Source organism: Anoxybacteroides voinovskiense, assembly GCF_014196205.1.
Taxonomy (GTDB): Bacteria; Bacillota; Bacilli; order Bacillales; family Anoxybacillaceae; genus Anoxybacteroides; species Anoxybacteroides voinovskiense.
This window is the reverse complement of record NZ_JACIDE010000005.1, coordinates 117,325-140,234: the sequence shown is the minus strand read 5'-3', so window position 1 is coordinate 140,234 and position 22,910 is coordinate 117,325. Positions and strand designations below refer to the sequence as shown.

The following is a 22,910-nucleotide window of genomic DNA, read 5'->3' as shown; positions in this document are numbered from 1 at the left end:
AACTCCCCCTATTATACAAAAGGAGGAAAAGACGAGCAACGAGGTTACTCGTTTTTTTTCTGATAGTGCGGATTCACATGCACAAATACGTTCTCGACATTGGCAAACGAAAGAAGCCGCTCTTTTACGCGTTTACCGATTCGATGCCCTTCTTCGACGGTTAGCGTCGGATCGACGGCGATCTTCACATCAATAATCACGTAATGCCCATGCTCGCGCGCACGCAATTCATGAAGCTTTCGTACTTCAGGAATTTGCAATACCGCGTCGCGAAACGGCTCGATATCTTCTTCGTGCAATACATGGTCAAGCGTCGTATGAATTGATTCTTTTCCAAGTGTCCACGCCATTTTAATGACAAGAATAGAAACAAATAGCCCTGCAACCGGATCGGCATAGACGAGCCAGTCGATGCCAAAAGCAGAACCGACGATGGCAGCACCGATGCCGATCAGCGCAGCGATGGAAGAAAAAACGTCGGAACGATGCTCATAAGCATTCACTATAATCGCGTCGCTCTTTAGTTTTTTCCCAAGCCGATATTTATAGCGAAACATCGCTTCTTTTACAACAATCGAAGCAATGACGACATAGACAGTGATCATTTCTGGCGGACGAAGTGGCTTAAAAAATGATGTGAGTGATGCTCTACCAATTTCGATGCCAACAATAAATAGCAGCACAGCGACGATAATCGCAGCAATCGACTCTGCCTTGCCGTGCCCGTACGGATGGTCTTCATCCGGCGGGCGTTTCGCCGCGCGCAGTCCGACTAATACTGCCACCGACCCAGCGACATCGGATGCAGAGTGCACCGCATCGGCAAGAAGTGCTTTACTATGTCCGACTACTCCGGCGATCGCTTTGACTACCGCAAGCACGATGTTTCCAATGATGCCAACTGCTGCGGCAAATTCTGCTTGCCGAAAACGCTCTTCTTTTTTCACCGTTCTCTTCCTTTCCCGTTGATTCCATAAAAATAGGATGCCCATTTGTAGGCATCCTATTGCTTATATTTCCGGCTCCGCTTCTTTCAGCGGTTGTTTCTTCATTTTCCCTTTTTTCAACTGATTTCCTTTCCAAACGACCCATAGCTGGGAAGCGATAAATAACGATGAGTAGACGCCGCAAATTAATCCGACGAATAACGCTATGTTAAAGTTACGGATTGCTTCGCTTCCGAACAGTAAAAGCGCCACGACCGTGAAAATAACGGTTAATACAGTGTTAATGGAGCGCGTAAACGTTTGTTGCAACGCGCGGTTGACGATATACTTTAAGTCGTCCACCGTTTTCACTTTCCGACGTTTCATTAAATCACGAATGCGGTCAAACGTAACGATCGTGTCATTAATCGAATAACCGATAATCGTTAACACTGCGGCGATAAACGTTAAATCTACTTCTAGACGGGTTAAGCTAAAAAACGTAATAATAATGAACGCATCGTGTAGTAACGCAACGATCGCTGCTAGCGCCATATACATTTCAAACCGAAGCGTGACATAAAGAATGATGCCGATAGACGAAATGATGACCGCGATAAACGCATTTCGCGCCAATTCTTTTCCGACGGTCGGCGATACGGTGCTGACGTTCGGCTCAAACCCGTATTGCTTTTTAAAGTGTGTCTTCAGTTCAGAAATTTCTTTTTTGCTTAAGACGCCAATAAAGCGAGCAACGCCAACTTCACCTTTATTTCCTGAGAGCACGATATCTTTCGGCTGTAAATGAAGCTTTTGAAATTCCGTTTCTAGCTGGTGTACGTTTAGTTTTTGGTCGCTCATCACTTCGACGCGCGTCCCGCTCGCAAAGTCAATCCCAAGATTTAGCTTCATCGTCAACAGGGCAATAATGCCAGCAACCGTCAATGCGCCAGAAAGGATAAAGAATTTTTTACTGTGTTTGACGAAATCAAGGCGGTCAAATTTTGTCGGCACTTCCGTGTCTTCATTCGTTTCGGCAATATTTAAAATTTCCGCTTTCTTCACGCCAAAATAGCTTGGTTTATTGTTTAAGAAACGGCTTTGCACAAGCAGTCCGAGCAATAAACGCGTACCGTATACGGCAGTAATAAAGCTTGCTAAAATGCTGATGATAAGCATCGTTGCAAAGCCTTTTACCGAGCTTGTCCCATAAATAAACAAGACGACCCCAGCAATAATGGTTGTAATGTTGGCATCGAAAATCGTCGTAAACGCCCCTTTATTTCCGGTGCGATACGCGGACATAATCGACTTCCCGAGCTTCATTTCTTCTTTAATTCGCTCGTACGTAATAATGTTGGCATCGACCGCCATCCCGACCCCTAAAATGAGCGCCGCGATTCCCGGCAGCGTCAATACACCGTTCATCCAATCAAAGACGAGCAAAATTAAATAAATGTAAACGGAAAGCGTAATAACGGCAATAAGCCCTGGCAAGCGGTAGTAGGCAATCATAAATAAGAAAATTAACGCGACGCCGACAATGCCAGCGAAAATCGTTTTTTGCAACGCATTTTCGCCAAACTGTGCCCCAACGGACGTCGAATAAATTTCTTTTAACTCAACCGGAAGAGCCCCCGCATTCAATAAGCTTGCGAGCTGCTTTGCTTCCTCGACAGTAAAGTTGCCGACGATCGATACGTCTGTCTGGTCAAACACTTGGTTGACAGCGGCAGCGGAAATATATTTTGGCTTTGCTTTTCCTGCTTCTTTGGCGTACGAGTCGACCCCGTCTTTAAAGTCAAGCCAAATGACCAATAAGTTATTTGGCTCCCCCATTTTATACACTTTTTCGGTTACTTGCTTAAATTTGTTTGCATCTTTTAGCTTAATGGCAACGCTCGGTTTTCCATGTTCATCGAACGAAAGCTTCGCGCCGCCTTCGACAAGATCGCTTCCATCCATCAATACGTTATCATGCACGTCACGAAACGTTAATTTCGCTTGCGTCGATAAAATTTCACGCGCTTCGTTCTGGTCTTTCACCCCTGCAAGCTGCACGCGAATTCGGTTGGTTCCTTCCGTTTGAATGTTCGGTTCGCTCACCCCAAGCACGTTAATCCGCTTATTTAAAGCACTTACCGTGCTAGCAAGCGTTTCTTTGTCAATTTTATCGCCTTTTTTCGCCGGCTTTACTTCATACAACACTTCAAAGCCGCCTTGTAAATCAAGCCCTAGCTTTATGTTATGTAAAATTCCTTGAATTGTCGTTCCCATCGTGCCCCCTAATAAAAGCACAATGAGGAAAAACGCAATGATGCGACTTCTTTTTACCATAAAAATCCTCCTTATGTTCTCACCAACCACGAGCCAAACCGCCTCAACATTTTATTATGAAGCAGTTTCGACAAGCTGTCAATTTTCTACAATAATTCATCTACAAGTGATTGTAAGTCGTCTGCTTTTACATGTTGCTCTCGATACGATGACATCGTGAGAAACGCCATATATTCACCAATCGAAAGCGACAAAATATCGCTTACTAGTTCGTATAACTTTTTTTCTTCTAACGTTTTCCATTTTTTTTGTCGCAAACACTCCCAAATTTTTTCGTATGTCACCTGTTCATAGCCTAACAAGCGAAATTCGTCATATTTGCATTGCAATGCAGGCATAAGCTCCGCCCGCAATTTTTCTACTTGCTCTTTCGCCATCGTCACCGCTCCCCATTTTCAAGGCAAACTTGTCATGCTCGTTCGCATGTACTGCATATAGTTAATTGTATAAAAGATTGTCCTATTTGAGAAGGGAGGGGAGTTCGCGATGTCCAAATTTTTGCAAGGAACGATTATTTTAATTGTCGCCGGCCTCGTTACACGTGTGCTCGGGTTTATTAACCGCATCGTCGTTGCCCGCGTCATCGGCGAAGAAGGGGTCGGGTTATATATGATGGCCGTTCCGACGCTAGTGTTGGCCATTACACTCACACAAATGGGGCTGCCTGTTGCCATCTCGAAATTAGTAGCGGAAGCAGAAGCGATGGGTGACCAGCAAAAAGTAAAAAAAATTCTCGTCGTTTCGTTAGTGATTACCGGAACGTTAAGCGTGTTGTTTTTCCCTGCGATGGTGCTGCTTGCTCCTTTTTTAGCAACGTCGCTCTTTACCGATGCCCGCACGTATTATCCGCTACTGGCGATTGCGCCGGTCGTTCCAATCGTTGCCGTCTCTTCTGTATTGCGCGGCTATTTTCAAGGGCGGCAACAAATGAAGCCGTACGCGTATTCGCAACTCATCGAACAAATCGTCCGCATTAGCTTAATCGCCTTTTGCACGAATTTGTTTTTGCCGTACGGCATTGAGTATGCCGCAGCGGGGGCAATGTTTTCTGCCGTCCTCGGGGAATTGGCGTCTCTTTTTTATTTAGTATATATATTCAAACGGAAAAAACCGATGAAGCTTCGCTCGCAATTTTTCCGCTATGTCAAAGCAGGGAAAGAAACGTTCGTCAGTTTATTACGCATCGCCATTCCAACAACCGGAAGCCGTTTAATCGGCTCCATCGCTTGGTTTTTAGAGCCGATTGTCGTTGCACGTAGTTTAGCGATAGCTGGCGTCGCAACAGCGGCGGCAACTAAACAATACGGGGAATTAACCGGATATGCGCTGCCGTTATTAATGCTGCCGTCATTTATTACCTATTCGCTTTCTACGTCGCTCGTTCCAGCGATTAGCGAGGCGGCAGCTCAGCGACAGCCACTACTCATCGAACATCGCGTCCAACAAGGAATGCGTCTTTCTCTTATTACCGGCGGTTTAGCGGTAGTCGTACTGTATGTGTTTGCCGATCCGATCATGCTGCTTATGTACGGAACGAGCAACGCTGCCGGTTTCGTCCAAGTAATGGCCCCTTTTTTCTTATTCTATTACTGCCAAGGGCCGCTCCAAGCGGTGTTGCAAGGCTTGGATTTAGCAAAAGCAGCGATGGTAAATAGCTTTATCGGCTCTGCAGTGAAAACTGCCTGCATTTTCGCGCTCGCTACCCAACCGAAATTAGGCATTATGGGGGCGGCATTAGCGATTGCGATCGGAACAGTGCTTGTGACGTTGCTTCATTTTGCGACGATTGTCAAAGCGATTTCGTATTCCATCTATGTGCTTGAATATGTATATACGCTCCTGACAATGGCAGCTTCTGGACTTATTGGACATATCGCATTTCGTTATTGGCAATACTCACTCCCTATTAATATTCGCACGCTCATCGCAATTACGGTCACAACGGTTACCTATATCATTCTTTTAATCGTGTTCAATCTCGTAAAACGCGAGGAATTGGCACGCCTCCCATTCATTCGGCTGTTTTTACGAAAAAAACGCTTCTAAACATGTCCGAGCGTGAATATATTTTCGGTAAAACGAGAAACGGAGGGAGAACACATGGCTCGGTTTGGAAAAGCCGTGGCATATGGAGTAGTGACCATTTTTTTACTCGCCTCAATAGTGAGCATGTTGCTGTCACTTCTCTTAAAATGGACGGATGTGCAAGAGTCGTCGTTAACATTTGTTATTTTCGCTTGTTCGCTTCTATCTGTCTTTATCGGTGGGGTCGTTGCCGGCGGGAAAGGAAAAGAAAGAGGGTGGCTCATTGGTGGAGCAACAGGTGTTTGCTTTACATTCATCATCTTTTTGTTTCAATTTTTAGGGATGGAGAAAACTTTCTCCGCACAACAATGGTTGTACCATCTCGGCTTTTTGGCCGTCGCAATGATTGGAGGAATCATGGGCGTCAATTTCTCCTCATCGCGTCAACATTAAGAAGAAAAGCGTCCACCGAGCGACTCGAGCCGATGGCACTTGGAGCTAGACAGCTCCTCACCTACTCGTAAAATTCGTAAGAAAAGCTGCCTTTCGCATAAAAAGGCAGCTTTTTTATCGTTATTTATTTTCCGCGATTACTTCACGAACCGCTGAACGGTCGTATGTAAGACGCGTGCCGTCGCCTGCGCGGATGACGACTTTATCTTCGTCGACGGAGTCGATAATGCCGTGCAACCCGCCGATTGTCACGATTTTATCGCCCTTTTTCAAGTTCGCCTGCATTTGCTGTACGGCGCGCTGGCGCTTTTGTTGCGGGCGAATGAGCAAGAAATAAAAAATCACAAACATTAACACAATCGGTAGTAAATTCATCGCTGCTGCCATCTGTTTCCCCCCTTTCTAAAAGTTTTTCGCGTTTGGTTTGTTAAACCCGTATCGTTCGAAAAATTCATCGCGGAAATCACCGAGACGGTCTTCACGAATCGCTTGACGGACTTGCTCCATTAATTTTATCAAAAAATAGACGTTATGGTAAGAAGTTAAGCGAATGCCAAACGTTTCATCGCACTTAATTAAATGGCGAATATATGCCCGAGTATAGTTGCGACACGTATAGCAGTCACAATTCGGGTCAAGCGGGGTGAAATCGCGGGCATATTGGGCATTTTTAATGACGACACGCCCTTCGCTCGTCATTACCGTGCCGTTTCGTCCGATTCTTGTCGGCAAGACGCAGTCAAACATATCAATGCCGCGAATCGCGCCGTCAATTAAGGAATCCGGCGACCCAACGCCCATTAAATAGCGCGGCTTATTCGCTGGCAATAGCGGAGTCGTAAATTCAAGGACGCGATTCATCACGTCTTTCGGTTCTCCGACCGATAACCCGCCGACAGCATAGCCTGGGAAATCGAGCGATACAAGGTCTTGCGCGCTCTGTTTGCGCAAATCTTCAAATTCCCCGCCTTGCACAATGCCAAACAATCCTTGCTCGTTTGGGCGTTGGTGCGCGTTTAAGCAGCGCTCTGCCCAACGGCTCGTCCGTTCGACCGAGCGTTTCATATATTCGTACGTCGCCGGATACGGTGGACATTCGTCGAACGCCATCATAATGTCCGAACCGAGGGCATTTTGAATTTCCATCGCTTTTTCTGGAGACAAAAATAGCTTGTCCCCATTTAAGTGGTTGCGGAAATATACGCCCTCTTCTTCAATTTTGCGAAATTCACTTAAGCTAAATACTTGAAAGCCACCGGAGTCGGTTAAAATGCCACGATCCCAATTCATAAACGAATGAAGCCCACCTGCTTCTTTTACAATCTCGTGTCCAGGACGAAGCCATAAATGATACGTGTTGCTTAAAATAATGCCGGCGCCCATTTCTTTCAATTCTTCCGGCGCCAACGTTTTCACCGTCGCTAGCGTCCCGACTGGCATAAACATCGGTGTTTCAAATGAGCCGTGCGGCGTGTGGATCATTCCAAGCCGCGCACCCGTTTGTTTACATGTTTTCACTAGTTCATATCGAATCGCCAAGCGTATAGCCCCTTTCTTAAATAATTAACATCGCATCGCCAAAGCTAAAAAAGCGATATCGTTCTTTCACTGCTTCTTCATATGCACGCAACACATTTTCGCGCCCTGCCAACGCGCTGACGAGCATAATGAGCGTCGATTTTGGCAAATGAAAATTGGTTACCATCCCGTCAATTGCCCGAAACTCATAGCCCGGATAAATGAAAATATCTGTCCAGCCGCTTTCGGCAACGAACGTGCCATTATGGCGGGCTGCAATTGTTTCGAGCGTGCGCGTCGATGTTGTGCCAACGGCAATAATCCGTCCGCCACGCTGCTTTACATCGTTTAATAGGCGGGCCGTTTCTTCGGTCATTTGGTAAAACTCTGCGTGCATGTCGTGCTCTTCAATATTCTCGACATTGACAGGGCGGAACGTACCAAGCCCAACGTGTAGCGTAATAAAAGCGATGTGTACACCTTTTTTTCGAATATCGTCCAGCAACTGTTCGGTAAAATGCAGCCCTGCCGTCGGCGCCGCTGCCGACCCGCGTTCACGCGCATAAACGGTCTGGTATCGTTCGCGGTCTTCTAACTGTTCTTTTATGTAAGGCGGTAGCGGCATTTCGCCAAGCGATTCTAATATTTCATAAAAAATGCCATTATAGTGGAAAGTGAGCACTCTGCCGCCGTGTTCTAGCGTGCCTTCGCATACGGCTTGTAACCGCCCGTCACCAAATGTAATGACCGTTCCTTCTTTCACACGTTTTGCCGGTTTTACAAGCGTTTCCCATCGGTCGCCATCGAGCTGTTTTAACAAGAGCACTTCCACTTTTGCCCCTGTCCCATCTTTTTCCCCGTAAAGCCTTGCCGGCAATACGCGCGTATCATTTAAAACAAGGCAATCGCCTGCTTGTAAATACGATAAAATGTTGCGAAACGTTTCATGGTTTATTTCACCTGTTCGTTTATTAAGCACCATCAATCGGGAGGCTTCCCGATCAGGTAGCGGTGTCTGGGCAATTAACTCTTCTGGCAAATAAAAATCAAATAAGTCTACTTTCATTTCTTTCACCTATTTCGTTTATTTTAGCGAAATCGACCGATTACATAAAAAATGAGCGAAAGCACGATACTTACTAGTATCGACGTCACGACCGGAAAATAAAAGGTCGTATTCCCTTTTTGAATGATGATATCGCCCGGAAGGCGACCGAGCTTTACAAACTGCATAACAAACCCAACAACAAGCAAAATCGCACCCATTAGCATGATCATTTTCGGGAAATTGCTCATTTTGGTTCCTCCATTCCGAAATGTCGGTACGCTGCAGAAGTGACGATACGGCCGCGCGGTGTTCGCTGCAAAAAGCCGATTTGCAGTAAATACGGCTCGTATACATCTTCGATCGTTTGTGCTTCTTCGCCAATCGTCGCCGCAATCGTTTCTACTCCAACAGGACCGCCGCGAAATTTTTCGATCATCGTCTGCAATAGTTTATGGTCGATATGGTCAAGCCCTAGACGATCGACTTGCAGTAATTCGAGCGCTTCGTTCGCTAACACCGCTGTGATCGTTCCATCGCCTTTTACTTGGGCAAAGTCACGGACGCGCCGCAATAGCCGGTTGGCGATGCGCGGCGTTCCACGCGAGCGCCTAGCAATTTCAACTGCCGCTGCTTCCTCAATCGCCACTTCTAAAAGACTAGCTGCCCTTGTGACAATTTGTGCCAGCTGCTCTGGACGGTAATATTCTAATCGGCTTAATACACCAAATCGGTCACGAAGCGGGGCAGACAATGCGCCTGCTCTTGTCGTTGCCCCAACAAGCGTAAATGGTGGTAAGTCAAGTCGAATCGACCGCGCCGTTTGCCCTTTGCCGATGACGATATCTAAACAATAATCTTCCATCGCTGGATATAACACTTCTTCTACCGCTCGAGGCAGGCGGTGAATTTCATCAATAAATAGGACGTCCCCCGGTTCAAGCGCCGTTAAAATCGCCGCTAAATCACCTGGACGTTCAATCGCTGGTCCCGACGTCGTCCGCAAGCGAACGCCCATTTCATTGGCGATAATGGCAGCGAGCGTCGTTTTTCCAAGCCCTGGGGGGCCGTATAATAGAACGTGGTCAAGCGTTTCATTCCGCATTTTCGCCGCTTCAATAAATATTTTTAAGTTATTTTTCACTTGCTCTTGGCCGATATATTCTTGTAACACTTTCGGACGGAGGCTATATTCTAACGACGCTTCATCAGCCGAAGCACCTCCGGCGACAAGGCGCTCTTCCATGATACTCCCCCCTTACTTTAATAATAGCTGCAACGCGCGCTTAATATACTGGTCGGTAGACATCGTTTCCGTTTTTAAAAATGGTTCGATTTTACGAATTTCCCGCTCCGCATAGCCAAGCGCTTTTAACGCCTCGATCGCTTCTGCGAGCGCTGTTTCTTGTTCTCGCTCGGTCCAATGAGAGAAATCAGCAACATCTGTAGCAATGTGCGCCAATTTTCCTTTTAAATCGAGAATCATTTGCCGCGCTGTTTTTTTTCCGACGCCAGGGAATTTGCATAAAAATGCTTCGTTTTCTGCTTCAATTGCATTGACAAGCTGTGTTGGCTCTCCTGCGGCTAAAATCGCTAATCCTCCCTTTGGTCCGATGCCAGATACTTGTAATAGTTTCGCGAACAGCGTCCGTTCTTCGCGCGTTCGAAACCCGTATAACGCCATGATATCTTCGCGCACGTATTGATATGTATAGACCGTCACGATTGTATCACGGTCTGGCTGAAACGAAAACGGATTGGGGGTAAAAATTTGATAGCCAACCCCGTTCGTTTCGATTACAATATATTCTGGACAAACATAATCCACTACTCCGCGGACAAACTCAATCAACACCGTTCCCCTCTCTTTCTCACTGTTTCTCATTGTACCACATCCAGAAAAAAAAGCGAATGTATATTCTCTCTCTAACAGCGACTGCTCTGCATACAAAAAAGACTTATCGTTCGATAAGCCTTTTATTCGGTGAGGGCAAACGGGCGGTAAGTGGCTAAAATGTCTTCGTACCGCGCTTTCGAAACAACGCGAATGCCTTTTTTCAGCTGTTGTTGTTTTCGGCTTTCTAATTTTTTTACATCAATTTGAAAAAACGATTGGATAATGCGTGAGGACGGCGTCGGCTTTCCTTCAAAAATGGACAAAGTCCCGTCTTTCGTTAAGCCAAAATAACCATTTGCTTTTGCTAATGGCGAAATGTCGTTTATCGTTTTTTGAAAAACGATTTGCTTGTCATCTAAATCAACGAGCTGCCAATCGCTATACTTTTTCCATATTTCATGCATCGACATGACCGTTTCTTTGCGAATTTCTTCACTTACTTGTCCGTCTAAATACATTCGCTCTAATAAAATCGTTAGTTGCATAGGTGACTGTGCTGCTGTATACGAAGAAGCGATAAATAAGGAAACGACCAATAAAAAGCACGCGCTCACCGTTCGCATGTTGTTCCCCCTCTTAGTTGAAAAATATCTTGCTCATTTGTAGTTTCGCCAGCTGTTGAAATTTTATCCAAAAAAATGCCCACAACATGCGGGCATCGTTAATTTGACTCTTTCACTAACCGTTCGCGGTCGAGAAAATGAGGAGGCTGTTCGAGCCAGCCGCGTTCAATCATTAGATTGACACCGTCTTCCGCATATGCCCCCGCTTTCGCCACAAACGCCGCATATAATGCCGCTAAATCTCTGCGCATCGTCAGCGCCAACGCTTGCCCGTACATGGCAATCCCTAAACCGGACAACGTATGAATTAAAAAGAGCATCAGTTGCTCCGAAAATGGCGCAACTGTCGAATCGTTGACGACCGTATCCCATGTCATTGATGCAGGGATATCGTTTTCTTGCAGCACGTCAAAAATCGAAATGATAATATCCGACGTGACTCGTTGTCCGCGAATAAAGAAATTGCGAATATCCGGGTCTTTCGTCACTTGAGCAAAGCCGATAAGCGTCGATTTGGCGATTTCGTTATTGATGGAGTTCATCACTAAATACGCCGCTTCTACTGCCAACAGCGGTCGGCGACGTCCGAGCCATCCCGTTAAAAAGCTTTGCTTTTCAACATAATCGACTTTCTTTGGATACTCCATATATGGCGGGCGAATATGCACCCCTTTTTCTTTCATCACCGTACGCACGCTAGCATTTAACTCAATCGCCTCTTGAATAAATTCCGTAAATAATCGTTGAATATCGTCGCGAGAAGCCATGACAATGGATGTCATATGTGATGAAATTTTAAATTGCGTCATTTGGTTAATATATTCTAAATAAAAGACGTCGGAGAAAAGCTTCGGTGCATCGATGTTCACATGTTTGGCGACTGGAAAGCCATCTGGTTTTGCCATTCCTTCTTCGCGAAATAGCTTTTCTAATGCCTGAAGATGTTTTTGTACGAGCTGAATCAGTTTCTCTACTATCATTTTCACTTCTGCATCTTCTGCGGTTCGTTTAAAATGCGTCATCACGCACTCAACCATACTGTCGTACATATATGTGTGCCAACTATTCGCAACCTCGGCACTTGTTAACCGTATTGTTTTTGTTGTCATTATCCATCCCTCCCATTTGCCATTAGTATGTTCGCGAACGAAAAAAATATGTAAGAAAAGCGTAAAGCGCCCGCCTATCGGCGAAGATCGCACAAACCCCACCGAGGAGGGGTTGTCCATGGCGCTTGGAGCTAGACAGCTCCCCACCTCATCGTAAAATTTTCTACTACCTTTAAAAAAAGAAACCGCTTCTTCTAGCGGTTTCTACTCCATATCGGATTCGTCTAAGTTGTGGTACACTTCTTGGACGTCGTCATCGTCTTCTAACATGTCGATTAATTTTAACATTTTTGTTAAGTCGTCGCCGGTTAATTTCGTATATGTTTGTGGAACCATTGTAATTTGGGCATCAACGAACGTAAAGCCGTTCGCTGCTAACGCGTTTTTCACGTCTTCAAACTGTTCAGGGGCGGTATAAATTTCAAATGAATCGTCCGTCGTTTCCATCTCTTCTGCTCCCGCTTCAATCGCTTGAAGAAGCATATCGTCTTCTTCGATGTCTAACTCTTCTCGGGCGATAACAAGCAACCCTTTCCGTTCAAATAAATACGATACGCACCCCGTTTCCCCAAGGTTTCCTCCATTTTTCGAGAACGCGACGCGCACGTTTGATGCAGTACGGTTTTTATTGTCTGTTAAACACACGACCATCACCGCTACGCCGCCCGGGCCGTATCCTTCGTAGCGAATTTCTTCGTAGTTGGCATGATTTTGGTTTCCCGTCGCTTTTTTAATCGCACGTTCAATATTTTCGTTCGGCATGTTTGCTGCTTTCGCTTTTTCAATGACGAGGCGCAAGCTGGCGTTCGTGCTCGGGTCACCGCCTCCCATTTTTGCGGCAACGTAAATTTCTTTCGCCAATTTCATAAATATTTTTCCGCGTTTAGCATCTTGGGCATTTTTCCGCCGTTGAATATTTTTCCATTTGGAATGTCCAGCCATTGTGAATTTCTCCTCTCATGACACGAAATTTCCGATACTACTATAGCAAAAAATCCGCCAACGGTAAAATAGCATAGAGATGCCTATAAGGCATCTCTATCGGGTATTGGCTGGGTGCTCGATGATTTCCCCTTTATAAAAAATCGTTTTTAACTCGCGTTCGATTTCTGAAAACGGACGACCGTAGCGAATGTTGTTGTCGATGACGCGTGCGCGTTGAAATACGCTTGGATTGGAAACGACGCGCACATGTTTTCCTTTCGTATACGGCGCTACCGTTTTGGCGACTTGTTGTTCAACACGGGTTGTGTCAGAAGCGTTCGTTGCGACTGCTACGAGCACATGTCCTTTATAGACGAGCGCACGCGCATCGGTCACGTTTCTCACCTTCATCGCTTGATGAGCGACCGTTTCCGCTAACCGCCCGTCATAATGGTCATAATACGACGGATGCGTTTTGGCAGTCATCGGGTTTAAATGCCCGTGGTAATTTTTATCGGCTACGCCAAAATTAGCTGGAAGCGGAAGCGTTGGATTCGTTCGCTTTGTGTAGCGCCCCGTCATATCGACGTTTAATAAATCAGCGAGCGGGCCGTTTTGATTGTCCATCATATACGCATTTCCGTCATTTTCACGGTTTGTGCCGTAACGGCCGTACATATATTGATCGTGATCGGTGGAATAATATCCGATCGGACGGGCAGCATCGCGATAACGAGGATTTCTATCCTCTGCATAGTTCGCACATGCCGCGAGTCCCCCGATACAGCAAATAGCACCTACTATTGCGATCGTTTTTCTCAACGAAAAACCCCCCTTATTTGCCATCGGACCAGTGGTCCATTTTTAGCTTGGCAAATACGAGAGGGTTTACTCATCGAACGATTAAAATTTTGGCGGTGCAATTGCCAATTGGCGTTTATGGTGGGAACGGTTATGTAGCCGTTCAATAATTTGTCGGTCTTTTTCCGGAATGTCTTCGCCTTTTAAATATTTATCAATCATTTCGTATGTCGTTCCCATTTCGCTTTCGTCCGTTTGTCCTTCCCAAAGCCCTGCGCTTGGCGCTTTCGTAATAATTTCTTCTGGAACGCCGAGAATACGCGCCATTTCGCGCACTTCTCCTTTCGTAAAATGAACGAGCGGAACTAAATCGACGCCGCCATCGCCGTATTTCGTGAAATAACCGGTATGCCACTCCGCCGCATTGTCTGTTCCGACGACAAGATAGCCGTAGTTATTCGCAACGGCATACAATGTCGTCATGCGTAGACGCGCTCTCGTATTTGCGTCGCCAAGCTTTGCTGCTTCCTCGTTCCATTCCCCTTTTTCTTTCAGCTGTTTTTCAATTTCGCGAAATAACGTTTGATGCGTTTCTGTTAAGTCTATCTCAAGGTGCTTAATGCCGCAACTTGCCACCACTTTTAGCGCATCTTCTTTATCTTTCGGATTGCTTTTGCACGGCATAATCAGCCCAAGCGAATCGTTTGGAAACGCCCGCTTAATTAAATGCGTCACTACCGCTGAATCAATGCCGCCACTAATGCCGACGACCGCTCCGTTTAACCCCGCATTGTGCACTTGTTCACGAAGCCACGCAATCAATTTCTCAATTTTTTGTTCCATCATCTCGATCTGACTCCCTTTCACGAAAAATGGCATATACGCTATCTTATCATATTCATGATTTTTTGCACAAACTGTTTGCGGTAATCAAACTGTGAAATCGTAAACGGCACGTTACGCTGAACGATCCATCGACATTCACGCATCACGTCCGCCGGAAATAAAAGCGCCGCTAAAAACCACGGGTTTTCCATGAACGTCCGCAGCATTGGATGTTGTGTTAAAAACGCCACTGACCATTGAACGTGCGGCATGACGCGGCTTATGTATTGCAAATAATCAACGGCAGGTGGCGCAATCGCAAGTAAATCATAGTCGATTAAATAACTACGTGTTTCCGTGCGCAAAAAATTATGTGAGGCAACATCGCCGTGAATCATCGTCGTTTGTTCCGCGAAAAATGCCGAACGATAAGAAGGAAAATACGTAAAAAACGCCTCAGCGCACGAGAAAACAAACGAGAGCTCTTCCTTTTTCATTAACCGCTGTAACGCTGGCAACATAGAAAGAAACCGTCTATATCGCTCTAGCCACTTCTCGTATAAAAAATAACGCGGTACCATCGTCGGAAAAAACGGATGACGTACGAACGGCTCGGAAAAAGCATGATACGTACGAAGCAATGTCAAACTATCCTCTCGATCTTTTTCGATGCGGTAATCAAATGAACGATGCGCTTGAATATATGGTTGTACCGTCCAGTAATCGTCTACGAACGAAATAACCCCTTCAATAGAAGGCATGGCGAGAAATCCTTCCGCTTTTAATAGTCGCGAAAGCATTTGTTGTCTCGATGCTTCCAAAAACGTGTGGTATTTTTTTACCACCTTTTTTCCACGGCTCGTTTCTATAAGGAACACATGCGGTTTAATCACGGTACATTTTTGTACTTTTACCCCGTACTCGTTTTCAAGAAAGAGGAAGAGACGATGCCAGCCATCGTCTCTTTGTTGTTTATTCATCGTGCTCACTGCTTTCGCCATATTGCGGCATCATAAACAGTTGCTGTGGGCTTGGCGGAAATGCAGACGGCTGCGGTGGCATTGGCGCAAACGGTGCTGAAAAACTAGGCACTTGAGGTTGTGGATAATATGGTGCATATTGTGGCGAACCTCCGTAACTTGGCGGCAGCGGCGCATCCCCTGCTGGCGGTGACGTCATTCCGGCTGTTGGCGCTGGCGCTTGATATTGCTCATCCGTTGGTGATATTTCTGGGGACTGCATCCCTCCAGGCGGTGCCATTGGATATTGCATTCCTCCTGATGGCGCCGGATACGGCATTCCCGCTGGCGGATATTGCATTCCTCCTGATGGCGTTGGATACGGCATTCCTGCTGGCGGATATTGCATTCCTCCTGATGGCGTTGGATACGGCATTCCTGCTGGCGGGTATTGCATCCCTCCCGATGGCGTCGGATACGGCATTCCCGCTGGCGGATATTGCATTCCTCCTGATGGCGTCGGATACGGCATTCCTGCTGGCGGGTATTGCATCCCTCCCGATGGCGTTGGATACGGCATTCCTGCTGGCGGGTATTGCATCCCTCCCGATGGCGTCGGATACGGCATTCCTGCTGGCGGGTATTGCATTCCTCCTGATGGCGTCGGATACTGCGTTCCCGCTGGTGGAGCTGGCGGCATCCAACCATGTGATTCGCTGCTTTCATGAATACCTGGAAACATGTGCGAGCTGCTTTCTACTTGCATCGGCATTGGTGCAGCTGGATAGCCCGCAAATGGCATTGGTGGATAATAAAATCCATAGCCAGGCATGACAGGCGTGACCGGAACGCAATGTTCTTGCGGCTGCGTTTGCGGATTCGCTGGCTCATTTGGCTGATTTGCTTGATTCGCTCCCCATTGTTGCTGCGGCCACATCGGAACGTATGGAACGGCTGGAAGTTCTGGCGGCGCGTCGTGATGAACGGGTTTTTCTGGACTTTCCACATCTTCTACCTCCGGCTTCATCATGTTTGGCAAAATATTTGCTGGCTTTGGCGGAAGCGGTGGCATGTTCCAATGCGCGTACGGCTTAGACGAAACGGGCGGAATTGTATACGGAGCTTCCGCCGGCTTCTTATCATTTGTCACATTTTCTAGCGGAGCTTTCTCCGGCTCTTTTGCCGGCGCTTTCGGTAGTTCTTTTTTCTCTGCCGCCGGTTCTTTTGGTTTTTGTGCGATCGGCGCTTTTGGCGGCTCTGGTAGTGGCTGTTGGATATTTGGCGTTTTCGCTGCTTCGTTCATCGACGGATTGGCGTTCATGTTCGGCGCTTTCGCTGCTTCGTTCATCGGCGGATTGGCATTCATGTTTGGTGCTTTCGCTGCTTCATTCACCGATGGATTGGCGTTCATGTTTGCTTCTTTTGGCGTTTCCTTTGCTTTCGGGTTCACATTGACGTTCGGAGCTATTTCTGCCTCTATGTTAAACGAAACAAACGGCTTCGCTTCGGCATATGGATGTTCGATTGGTTCTTCTTTTTTCGGGTGCATATGAACGACCGTTTCTTTTTTCTGCACTTCTTTTTTCACCGGAACGCCGGCAGTTGGAATTTTTATTTTCATTCCAGGCATAATGTAATTTGGATCGCTTAAATGGCCATTTATTTTTTTCAACGCTTCAAAATCGACCCCATATTTTTGGGCAATTTTCCAAAGTGTATCGCCTTTTTGGACAATATGGATTTTCACTCCGTTCCCCTCCTACACCCACACGGTTTATATACCATTTCGCCATCATCCTTCAACATAACTTATGAGCTAGTTGCTGATTTTATGATAAAAAAATAAAGGCGTCCAAATGGACACCTTTTAGGCGCGTGCAAGCATTCGCTCTAACGCTTTTACCGCATCTGCTGCGATGGACGCAGGAACAGTAATTTGATTGATGATTTTCCCTTGTTCTAACGACTCCAACGCCCAAAGAAAATGCGGCAAGTCAATACGGTTCATTGTTAAACATGGACACATATATGGATTAAGCGAAATAATTTCTTTATCCGGGTGTTGTTGAATTAAGCGATTGACTAAGTTCATCTCTGTCCCGATCGCCCATTTGCTTCCCGCTGGAGCGTTACGAATCGTTTCAATAATGTATTTTGTCGAGCCGGCATAGTCGGACTGCTGCACGACTTCCCAGCTACATTCTGGATGGACGATAATGTTCATGTCCGGTTTTGTTTGGCGAATATGTTCAATATGTTTCACCGTAAAGTTTTCATGGACGGAACAGTGTCCTTTCCAAAGAATGACTTTCACTTCGTTTATATCGCCTTCGTATTGCAACGTATCGGTCAATGGATCCCAAACCGCCATTTTCTCTAGCGCTACTCCTAGCTTATAGGCAGTATTTCTTCCTAAATGTTGATCTGGCAAGAAAAAGATGCGTTCTTTTTGGGTAAACGCCCATGCAACCATTTTGTCGGCGTTCGACGAGGTGACCGTCGCTCCGCCGTTGCGTCCGACAAACGCTTTAATTGCTGCCGTCGAGTTCACATACGTCAGCGGCAAAATCGTATCGCCAAACAGCTCTTGTAACATCGGCCATGCCCGTTCCACTTGCGCTAACTCCGCCATATCCGCCATTGAACAGCCCGCGCGCATATCTGGTAAAATGACTTTTTGTTCATCGCTTGTCAAAATATCAGCCGTTTCTGCCATAAAATGAACACCGCAAAAGACGATGTATTCTGCTTGTTTGTTTTTCGCTGCCACTTGAGCAAGTTGCAATGAATCCCCGGTCGCATCGGCAAATTGAATGACTTCATCTTTTTGGTAATGGTGACCAGGGATGAATAGCCGGTCGCCTAGCTTTTCTTTAATCTCCCGCACGCGCGCTTCCATTGCTTCGACGCTCATCGTTTTATATACTTCTGGCATATCGTCTTGCTTTTTCATCATTTCCAATACGTTCATCGTTTCTCCCCCTACTTCCAACCTTTAATATTAAAGCTAATATCTAACGCCTTCGCAGAGTGGGTTAACGTCCCTAACGAAATATAATCGACGCCCGTATCGCCGTACTGCGCCAAATTTTCAAGCGTAATACCGCCCGATGCTTCGGTAATGATAGATGGCGGGACAAGCTCGACAAACGCTTTTATTTCTTCCGGCGTTCGGTTGTCAAACATAATGACGTCCGCTCCTGCTTCTACTGCTTCGATCACTTGTTCTTTCGTTTCTGTTTCGACTTCGATTTTCACCATATGACCAAGGCGAGCGCGCGCCACTTCTACCGCTTTTATAATCGAACCGCAAAACGCAATATGGTTATCTTTAATCATGACCGCATCATACAGTCCAAACCGATGGTTGTATCCGCCGCCGCACGTTACCGCATATTTTTCAAGCATGCGCAGTCCTGGCGTTGTCTTTCTTGTATCGCAAATGCGCGTATGGTTGCTATTTAAAATGGTCACCGCTCGATGAGTGAGCGTCGCGATGCCGCTCATGCGCTGCATGAGATTTAAAATGACGCGCTCACCGGTTAACAGCGGGGCGATCGGACCGGAAACTTCGGCGACGATTTCGCCTTTTTTTACTAACTCTCCGTCTCGTTTATAAAGCGTCACGGCAATCGACGGGTCAAGCAAGCGATAGCCAGTGACAAGCACGTCCCTTCCCGAAAAGACGCCGTCTTCTTTGATTAAAAATACGCCCGTTGCTTGCTGGTCGCTTGGAAAAATCGTTTCTGTCGTTACGTCGCGCTCGCCAATATCTTCAAGAAAAAACTGTTGCAACATCTGCTGCAATTTCAGCGAATTCATCCTTTTCCCCCTATCTGTGCGAAAAGTTCCTCTTTTGTCCGTTTAATGCGCCGTTTTTTCCACCCATCGTCTTCTTTTGGGAAATCCGAGCGATAATGCCCCCCGCGGCTTTCCGTGCGCTTTAGCGCCGATGTCGTAATCAGCCAGCCGGTGAGTAGTAAAGAAGCAGCAGTCCGTTGTTCTTCGTTAAACAGCGACCAATCGGAAGCAATTAGTTCGTGAATGGAAAACTGTTCGAACCATTGTTTCGCCGTTGTTAAACTTATTTCATCCCTTACAATGCCGACATGTTTCATCATTATCGCTTGAATGTCAGAAACCGACGGGAGTGGTTTTGTAAACGGCACTGCCTCGTAAACGGAGCATTCCAACCGGTTTGGTTGCTCGTTACGCAACGTTTCCGCAAGCCTTGCCCCAAACACGATTCCTTCCAAAAGCGAGTTGCTCGCTAGCCGATTCGCCCCGTGCACGCCTGTACAGGCAGCTTCGCCAACGGCGTATAAACCAGGAAGCGATGTTTTTCCCGTTAAGTCGGTTTGAATACCACCCATTAAAAAATGCGCGCCTGGGACGACCGGAAGTTTTCCGTCGTTTACATCAATCCCGTGCGCTTCGCACATGGCGGCAATCGTCGGAAAACGCGTACGGAAATGAGGAATCATCGAAATGTCTAAATACACGCGTCCCCCTCTTATCATTTCCGCATGAATCGCTCGAGCGACGATATCTCTCGGGGCTAAATCGCGCTGCGGATGCCCATCTTCCATGAGCCGTTTACCGTCCTCTGTCACGAGAATCGCACCTTCCCCGCGCACTGCTTCGGAAACAAGTCCTACCGCTTTTCCATCGACATAAAGCATCGTCGGATGAAACTGAATAAATTCCATATCGCTAACGACCGCACCTGCTCGATACGCTAAAGCGATGCCATCGCCTGTCGCAGTCGGGGCATTCGATGTAAACGCGAACACATTGCCGCAGCCACCGGTCGAAAGAACGACCGCGTTTGCATCATAAGTACCCGTTCTCGTTTTTACACCAACACAGCGGCCGTTTTGCACAAGAAGGTCGGTGACGCTTTCCCCTTCGATGATCGTTACTTTTCCGCGTACGTTTTCAAGCAAAAACGAAACGAGCGCTTTTCCTGTTTGGTCGCCACCAGCGTGCAAAATACGGCGGCGGCTATGTGCTCCTTCGTTACCGAGCTGGAACTGTCCGGTTTCATCGATATCAAATTGCAGTCCTTCTTTCACAAGTTCTAATAGCCGAACGGGTCCTTCCCGAACGAGTATTTCGACCGCTTGCTCGTCATTATGGAAAGCGCCGGCGATTAATGTATCTTCATAATGCAGTCGCCAATCGTCCTCTTTCGCAATCGCAGCCGCCACTCCTCCTTGGGCAAGCCATGAATTGCTTTCTTCTTGTTTGGTTTTTGTGAAAATTATCACATTTTTATGCTTATGCAAGTGATAGGCTGTCATAAGCGCCGCTAGACCGCTGCCGACAATAATGACATCCGCTTCTGGCATACGTAAGCCCCCTGTTATTTTTTACTGTCTTGACACCTATATTGACATATAATTAAACTGATGACAAGACTTTTATTTTTCCAAATGCGAGGGAGTACGTATGATTTATCTTGATTTTGCTGCCACGACACCGATGAGTGAAGAAGCGCTCGCCGTTTATGCAGAAGTAGCGAAAACGTATTTTGGCAACTCTAGCAGTTTGCACGACATCGGCAGCGATGCCGCTCGTTTGCTTTCGATTTGTCGGAAACAGCTTGCGGAATTGATGAACGGAGAAGAAAAAGGGATTTATTTTACGAGCGGCGGAAGCGAATCGAATATTCTCGCCGTTCGCTCTATCATCGAAGCCCATCGGCATAAAGGAAACCATCTGATTACAACAGCGACAGAACATGCTTCCCTTTATCATTTATTCCAGCAGCTAGAAACAGAAGGATACGACGTGACTTATTTGTCTGTCGACCGCTTCGGACGCATCGATTTAGCGGAGTTAGAACGGGCGATTACAAACGAAACGATTTTCGCGTCGATTCATCATGCTAACTCCGAAATCGGGACGGTGCAGCCGATTGCTGACATCGGGAAAATTTTACGAAAAAACGGCGTTATCTTTCATAGCGATTGTGTGCAAACATTTGGTAAAATACAAGTAGATGTCCAAGCGATGGGCATTGATAGCTTATCCATTTCTGCCCATAAAATTTACGGACCAAAAGGAGTCGGTGCCGTCTATATCGACCCACGCATCAAATGGACGCCTTGCTTTCTCAACGCGACACACGAATCAGGGTTTCGTCCCGGAACGGTCAATGTGCCTGGGATTGCTGCATTTGTTACTGCTGCCCAACAAATATGTAGCGGGCTTATGGAAGAAAACACGCGATTAGAAGCGCTTCGGCAATATTTTCTTTCACGAGTAAAAGAATTGCCCATTACCATTGAAGGACACCCAGAGGCGCATTTACCAAATATTATCGGATTTTCCGTTCACGGCATCGAAGGACAATATACGATGCTTGAATGCAACCGTTACGGCTTTGCCATTTCGACAGGAAGCGCTTGTCAAGTCGGAAAACAAGCGCCATCACGAACGATGATTGCGATTGGCAAAGAAGCGGAAGAAGCGAAACAATTTGTCCGCATTTCGCTCGGCAAACTGACGACGAAAGACCAACTCGCTCAATTCGTTGCTGTGTTAGAAACGATTTGTCAAAAGCGAAAGGTGGGAAAAAGCAATTGAAAGAGGAGAAAAAAATTTTCGGAGAACAGCGTCGCCAATTTATTTTGCAATGGCTAAAAGAAAGCAATGAGCCGTTGACGGGAGCGGAATTAGCCGCGAAAACGAACGTCAGCCGGCAAGTGATCGTACAAGATATTTCGCTATTAAAGGCGCGGAATGAACCGATTATTGCGACAAGCCAAGGCTATTTATATTTAAAAACACCAGCTAAAAATGAAACGTACACGCGCGTCGTCGCTTGCTTCCATACACCAGAACAGACGAAAGAAGAGCTTTATTTAATCGTCGACCACGGCGTCACCGTCAAAGACGTCAAAATCGAGCACCCTGTCTACGGCGACTTAACCGCTTCCGTCATGGTCAGCAACCGCCTTGAAGTTGACCAATTCATTCAAAAAATTAAAGAAACGAACGCTTCGTATTTGCTGCAACTGACAGACGGCACGCATTTGCATACACTTGAAGCGGACTCTCCTGCAAAACTTAACGCTGCTTGTTTCGCTTTGCAACAAGCAGGATTTCTCATCGAATGACCGGATTCGCTTGCGGATGCTTCGTAAGCGATCCGGTTTTTCACATATTTGTCAAACACCTATACGTATATTTGTGATACAATTCACAATGTAAGGAGGAAAAAGCGATGATGGATACGTATCGTCAAGAGCAAAACATGTATGTAGAACAAGCCGAGTTATTAAAGGCGCTTGCTCATCCCGTTCGGCTTTGTATCGTGAAAGGGTTGATAGAAAAAGGCGGATGCAACGTCTCGACGATGCAGCATTGTTTAAAGTTACCGCAATCGACAATTTCGCAACATTTAGCGAAACTAAAAGCAGAAAATATCGTCAGCGCCGAACGGCAAGGGGTAGAAGTCATTTACCGCGTTCATAACCAAACGGTGAAACAGCTAATGGCCATTCTTTTTTAATCGTTAGTA

The 22,910-nt window shown here is 46.5% G+C and carries 23 protein-coding genes and 1 pseudogene; 5 read left to right on the top strand and 19 right to left on the bottom strand.

Annotation, left to right across the window (positions count from 1 at the left end; genetic code table 11):
- Positions 1-44: 44 nt before the first annotated feature.
- From GGR02_RS04980 to GGR02_RS04970, 3 genes are all read right to left on the bottom strand, one after another.
- A complete protein-coding gene (locus GGR02_RS04980) occupies positions 45-992 on the bottom strand; it encodes a cation diffusion facilitator family transporter (protein ID WP_183183637.1) in 948 nt (315 codons plus the stop codon).
- 18 nt (positions 993-1,010) lie between these two features.
- Entirely contained in the window at positions 1,011-3,263 is a 2,253-nt protein-coding gene (gene secDF, locus GGR02_RS04975; protein ID WP_183183636.1) for a protein translocase subunit SecDF, read from the bottom strand.
- Positions 3,264-3,349: 86 nt separating this feature from the next.
- The gene (locus GGR02_RS04970) at positions 3,350-3,640 is read right to left on the bottom strand and encodes a post-transcriptional regulator (RefSeq protein WP_183183635.1); all 291 of its coding nucleotides are present in this window, start codon (positions 3,638-3,640) and stop codon (positions 3,350-3,352) included.
- A gap of 109 nt (positions 3,641-3,749) precedes the next feature.
- Here GGR02_RS04970 and spoVB point away from each other — a divergent pair, with 109 nt between their 5' ends.
- Complete coding sequence (spoVB, locus tag GGR02_RS04965; protein WP_183183634.1) at positions 3,750-5,309, top strand: stage V sporulation protein B; 1,560 nt, start codon at positions 3,750-3,752, stop codon at positions 5,307-5,309.
- A 54-nt stretch (positions 5,310-5,363) separates the two neighbouring features.
- The gene (locus GGR02_RS04960) at positions 5,364-5,741 is read left to right on the top strand and encodes a TIGR04086 family membrane protein (protein WP_183183633.1); all 378 of its coding nucleotides are present in this window, start codon (positions 5,364-5,366) and stop codon (positions 5,739-5,741) included.
- 120 nt (positions 5,742-5,861) lie between these two features.
- Here the strand turns inward: GGR02_RS04960 and yajC are convergent, their stop codons facing one another.
- From yajC to nadB, 16 genes and pseudogenes are all read right to left on the bottom strand, one after another.
- The gene (gene yajC / locus GGR02_RS04955; protein WP_183183632.1) at positions 5,862-6,128 is read right to left on the bottom strand and encodes a preprotein translocase subunit YajC; all 267 of its coding nucleotides are present in this window, start codon (positions 6,126-6,128) and stop codon (positions 5,862-5,864) included.
- A gap of 15 nt (positions 6,129-6,143) precedes the next feature.
- Positions 6,144-7,286, bottom strand: coding sequence for a tRNA guanosine(34) transglycosylase Tgt (gene tgt, locus GGR02_RS04950; RefSeq protein ID WP_183183679.1), 1,143 nt, complete (start codon positions 7,284-7,286; stop codon positions 6,144-6,146).
- A 10-nt stretch (positions 7,287-7,296) separates the two neighbouring features.
- Positions 7,297-8,325 (bottom strand): tRNA preQ1(34) S-adenosylmethionine ribosyltransferase-isomerase QueA, encoded by a 1,029-nt coding sequence (gene queA / locus GGR02_RS04945; protein ID WP_183183631.1) that lies wholly within the window; start codon positions 8,323-8,325, stop codon positions 7,297-7,299.
- A 23-nt stretch (positions 8,326-8,348) separates the two neighbouring features.
- Entirely contained in the window at positions 8,349-8,555 is a 207-nt protein-coding gene (locus GGR02_RS04940) for a DUF2905 domain-containing protein (protein WP_183183630.1), read from the bottom strand.
- Entirely contained in the window at positions 8,552-9,550 is a 999-nt protein-coding gene (gene ruvB, locus GGR02_RS04935; protein ID WP_183183629.1) for a Holliday junction branch migration DNA helicase RuvB, read from the bottom strand. The genes GGR02_RS04940 and ruvB overlap by 4 nt, the downstream gene beginning before the upstream one ends.
- A gap of 12 nt (positions 9,551-9,562) precedes the next feature.
- Positions 9,563-10,156 carry a Holliday junction branch migration protein RuvA gene (gene ruvA, locus GGR02_RS04930; protein WP_183183678.1) on the bottom strand — a complete coding sequence of 198 codons (594 nt, stop codon included), beginning with the start codon at positions 10,154-10,156 and terminating at the stop codon, positions 9,563-9,565.
- Positions 10,157-10,281: 125 nt separating this feature from the next.
- On the bottom strand, positions 10,282-10,764 hold the full coding sequence (locus tag GGR02_RS04925) for an intercompartmental signaling factor BofC (RefSeq protein ID WP_183183628.1): 483 nt from the start codon (positions 10,762-10,764) through the stop codon (positions 10,282-10,284).
- 98 nt (positions 10,765-10,862) lie between these two features.
- Complete coding sequence (locus tag GGR02_RS04920; protein ID WP_183183627.1) at positions 10,863-11,873, bottom strand: DUF3231 family protein; 1,011 nt, start codon at positions 11,871-11,873, stop codon at positions 10,863-10,865.
- Positions 11,874-12,077: 204 nt separating this feature from the next.
- A complete protein-coding gene (locus GGR02_RS04915) occupies positions 12,078-12,815 on the bottom strand; it encodes a YebC/PmpR family DNA-binding transcriptional regulator (protein WP_183183626.1) in 738 nt (245 codons plus the stop codon).
- Positions 12,816-12,911: 96 nt separating this feature from the next.
- On the bottom strand, positions 12,912-13,619 hold the full coding sequence (locus tag GGR02_RS04910; RefSeq protein WP_183183625.1) for a YhcN/YlaJ family sporulation lipoprotein: 708 nt from the start codon (positions 13,617-13,619) through the stop codon (positions 12,912-12,914).
- Between the two features lie 81 nt (positions 13,620-13,700).
- Positions 13,701-14,441 carry an NAD(+) synthase gene (nadE, locus tag GGR02_RS04905; RefSeq protein WP_183183677.1) on the bottom strand — a complete coding sequence of 247 codons (741 nt, stop codon included), beginning with the start codon at positions 14,439-14,441 and terminating at the stop codon, positions 13,701-13,703.
- Between the two features lie 41 nt (positions 14,442-14,482).
- Positions 14,483-15,424: a phosphotransferase gene (locus GGR02_RS04900; protein ID WP_183183624.1), complete on the bottom strand. Its 942-nt coding sequence runs from the start codon at positions 15,422-15,424 to the stop codon at positions 14,483-14,485.
- Between the two features lie 1,534 nt (positions 15,425-16,958).
- Positions 16,959-17,129, bottom strand: a pseudogene (gene safA, locus GGR02_RS17825) (SafA/ExsA family spore coat assembly protein); the annotation flags it as partial.
- A gap of 120 nt (positions 17,130-17,249) precedes the next feature.
- A complete protein-coding gene (nadA, locus tag GGR02_RS04890; RefSeq protein WP_183183623.1) occupies positions 17,250-18,353 on the bottom strand; it encodes a quinolinate synthase NadA in 1,104 nt (367 codons plus the stop codon).
- 11 nt (positions 18,354-18,364) lie between these two features.
- Positions 18,365-19,204 carry a carboxylating nicotinate-nucleotide diphosphorylase gene (gene nadC, locus GGR02_RS04885; RefSeq protein WP_183183622.1) on the bottom strand — a complete coding sequence of 280 codons (840 nt, stop codon included), beginning with the start codon at positions 19,202-19,204 and terminating at the stop codon, positions 18,365-18,367.
- The gene (nadB, locus tag GGR02_RS04880; protein ID WP_183183621.1) at positions 19,201-20,733 is read right to left on the bottom strand and encodes an L-aspartate oxidase; all 1,533 of its coding nucleotides are present in this window, start codon (positions 20,731-20,733) and stop codon (positions 19,201-19,203) included. Before nadB ends, nadC begins: the two co-directional genes overlap by 4 nt.
- A gap of 100 nt (positions 20,734-20,833) precedes the next feature.
- Between nadB and GGR02_RS04875 the strand changes: the two genes are divergently transcribed.
- From GGR02_RS04875 to GGR02_RS04865, 3 genes are all read left to right on the top strand, one after another.
- Complete coding sequence (locus tag GGR02_RS04875) at positions 20,834-21,973, top strand: IscS subfamily cysteine desulfurase (RefSeq protein WP_183183620.1); 1,140 nt, start codon at positions 20,834-20,836, stop codon at positions 21,971-21,973.
- On the top strand, positions 21,970-22,506 hold the full coding sequence (locus tag GGR02_RS04870) for a transcription repressor NadR (RefSeq protein ID WP_183183619.1): 537 nt from the start codon (positions 21,970-21,972) through the stop codon (positions 22,504-22,506). The genes GGR02_RS04875 and GGR02_RS04870 overlap by 4 nt, the downstream gene beginning before the upstream one ends.
- Positions 22,507-22,613: 107 nt before the next feature.
- Entirely contained in the window at positions 22,614-22,901 is a 288-nt protein-coding gene (locus GGR02_RS04865) for an ArsR/SmtB family transcription factor (RefSeq protein ID WP_183183618.1), read from the top strand.
- Positions 22,902-22,910: the final 9 nt, after the last annotated feature.

Excerpts from the sequence above, each read along its gene's own strand:
- GGR02_RS04980 (WP_183183637.1), bottom strand. The coding sequence starts at position 992 with ATGGGCATCCTATTTTTATGGAATCAACGGGAAAGGAAGAGAACGGTG.
- secDF (WP_183183636.1), bottom strand. The coding sequence starts at position 3,263 with ATGGTAAAAAGAAGTCGCATCATTGCGTTTTTCCTCATTGTGCTTTTA.
- GGR02_RS04970 (WP_183183635.1), bottom strand. The coding sequence starts at position 3,640 with ATGGCGAAAGAGCAAGTAGAAAAATTGCGGGCGGAGCTTATGCCTGCA.
- spoVB (WP_183183634.1), top strand. The coding sequence starts at position 3,750 with ATGTCCAAATTTTTGCAAGGAACGATTATTTTAATTGTCGCCGGCCTC.
- GGR02_RS04960 (WP_183183633.1), top strand. The coding sequence starts at position 5,364 with ATGGCTCGGTTTGGAAAAGCCGTGGCATATGGAGTAGTGACCATTTTT.
- yajC (WP_183183632.1), bottom strand. The coding sequence starts at position 6,128 with ATGGCAGCAGCGATGAATTTACTACCGATTGTGTTAATGTTTGTGATT.
- queA (WP_183183631.1), bottom strand. The coding sequence starts at position 8,325 with ATGAAAGTAGACTTATTTGATTTTTATTTGCCAGAAGAGTTAATTGCC.
- GGR02_RS04940 (WP_183183630.1), bottom strand. The coding sequence starts at position 8,555 with ATGAGCAATTTCCCGAAAATGATCATGCTAATGGGTGCGATTTTGCTT.
- ruvB (WP_183183629.1), bottom strand. The coding sequence starts at position 9,550 with ATGGAAGAGCGCCTTGTCGCCGGAGGTGCTTCGGCTGATGAAGCGTCG.
- GGR02_RS04925 (WP_183183628.1), bottom strand. The coding sequence starts at position 10,764 with ATGCGAACGGTGAGCGCGTGCTTTTTATTGGTCGTTTCCTTATTTATC.
- GGR02_RS04920 (WP_183183627.1), bottom strand. The coding sequence starts at position 11,873 with ATGACAACAAAAACAATACGGTTAACAAGTGCCGAGGTTGCGAATAGT.
- GGR02_RS04915 (WP_183183626.1), bottom strand. The coding sequence starts at position 12,815 with ATGGCTGGACATTCCAAATGGAAAAATATTCAACGGCGGAAAAATGCC.
- nadE (WP_183183677.1), bottom strand. The coding sequence starts at position 14,441 with ATGGAACAAAAAATTGAGAAATTGATTGCGTGGCTTCGTGAACAAGTG.
- GGR02_RS04900 (WP_183183624.1), bottom strand. The coding sequence starts at position 15,424 with ATGGCGAAAGCAGTGAGCACGATGAATAAACAACAAAGAGACGATGGC.
- nadA (WP_183183623.1), bottom strand. The coding sequence starts at position 18,353 with ATGAACGTATTGGAAATGATGAAAAAGCAAGACGATATGCCAGAAGTA.
- nadC (WP_183183622.1), bottom strand. The coding sequence starts at position 19,204 with ATGAATTCGCTGAAATTGCAGCAGATGTTGCAACAGTTTTTTCTTGAA.
- nadB (WP_183183621.1), bottom strand. The coding sequence starts at position 20,733 with ATGCCAGAAGCGGATGTCATTATTGTCGGCAGCGGTCTAGCGGCGCTT.
- GGR02_RS04875 (WP_183183620.1), top strand. The coding sequence starts at position 20,834 with ATGATTTATCTTGATTTTGCTGCCACGACACCGATGAGTGAAGAAGCG.
- GGR02_RS04865 (WP_183183618.1), top strand. The coding sequence starts at position 22,614 with ATGATGGATACGTATCGTCAAGAGCAAAACATGTATGTAGAACAAGCC.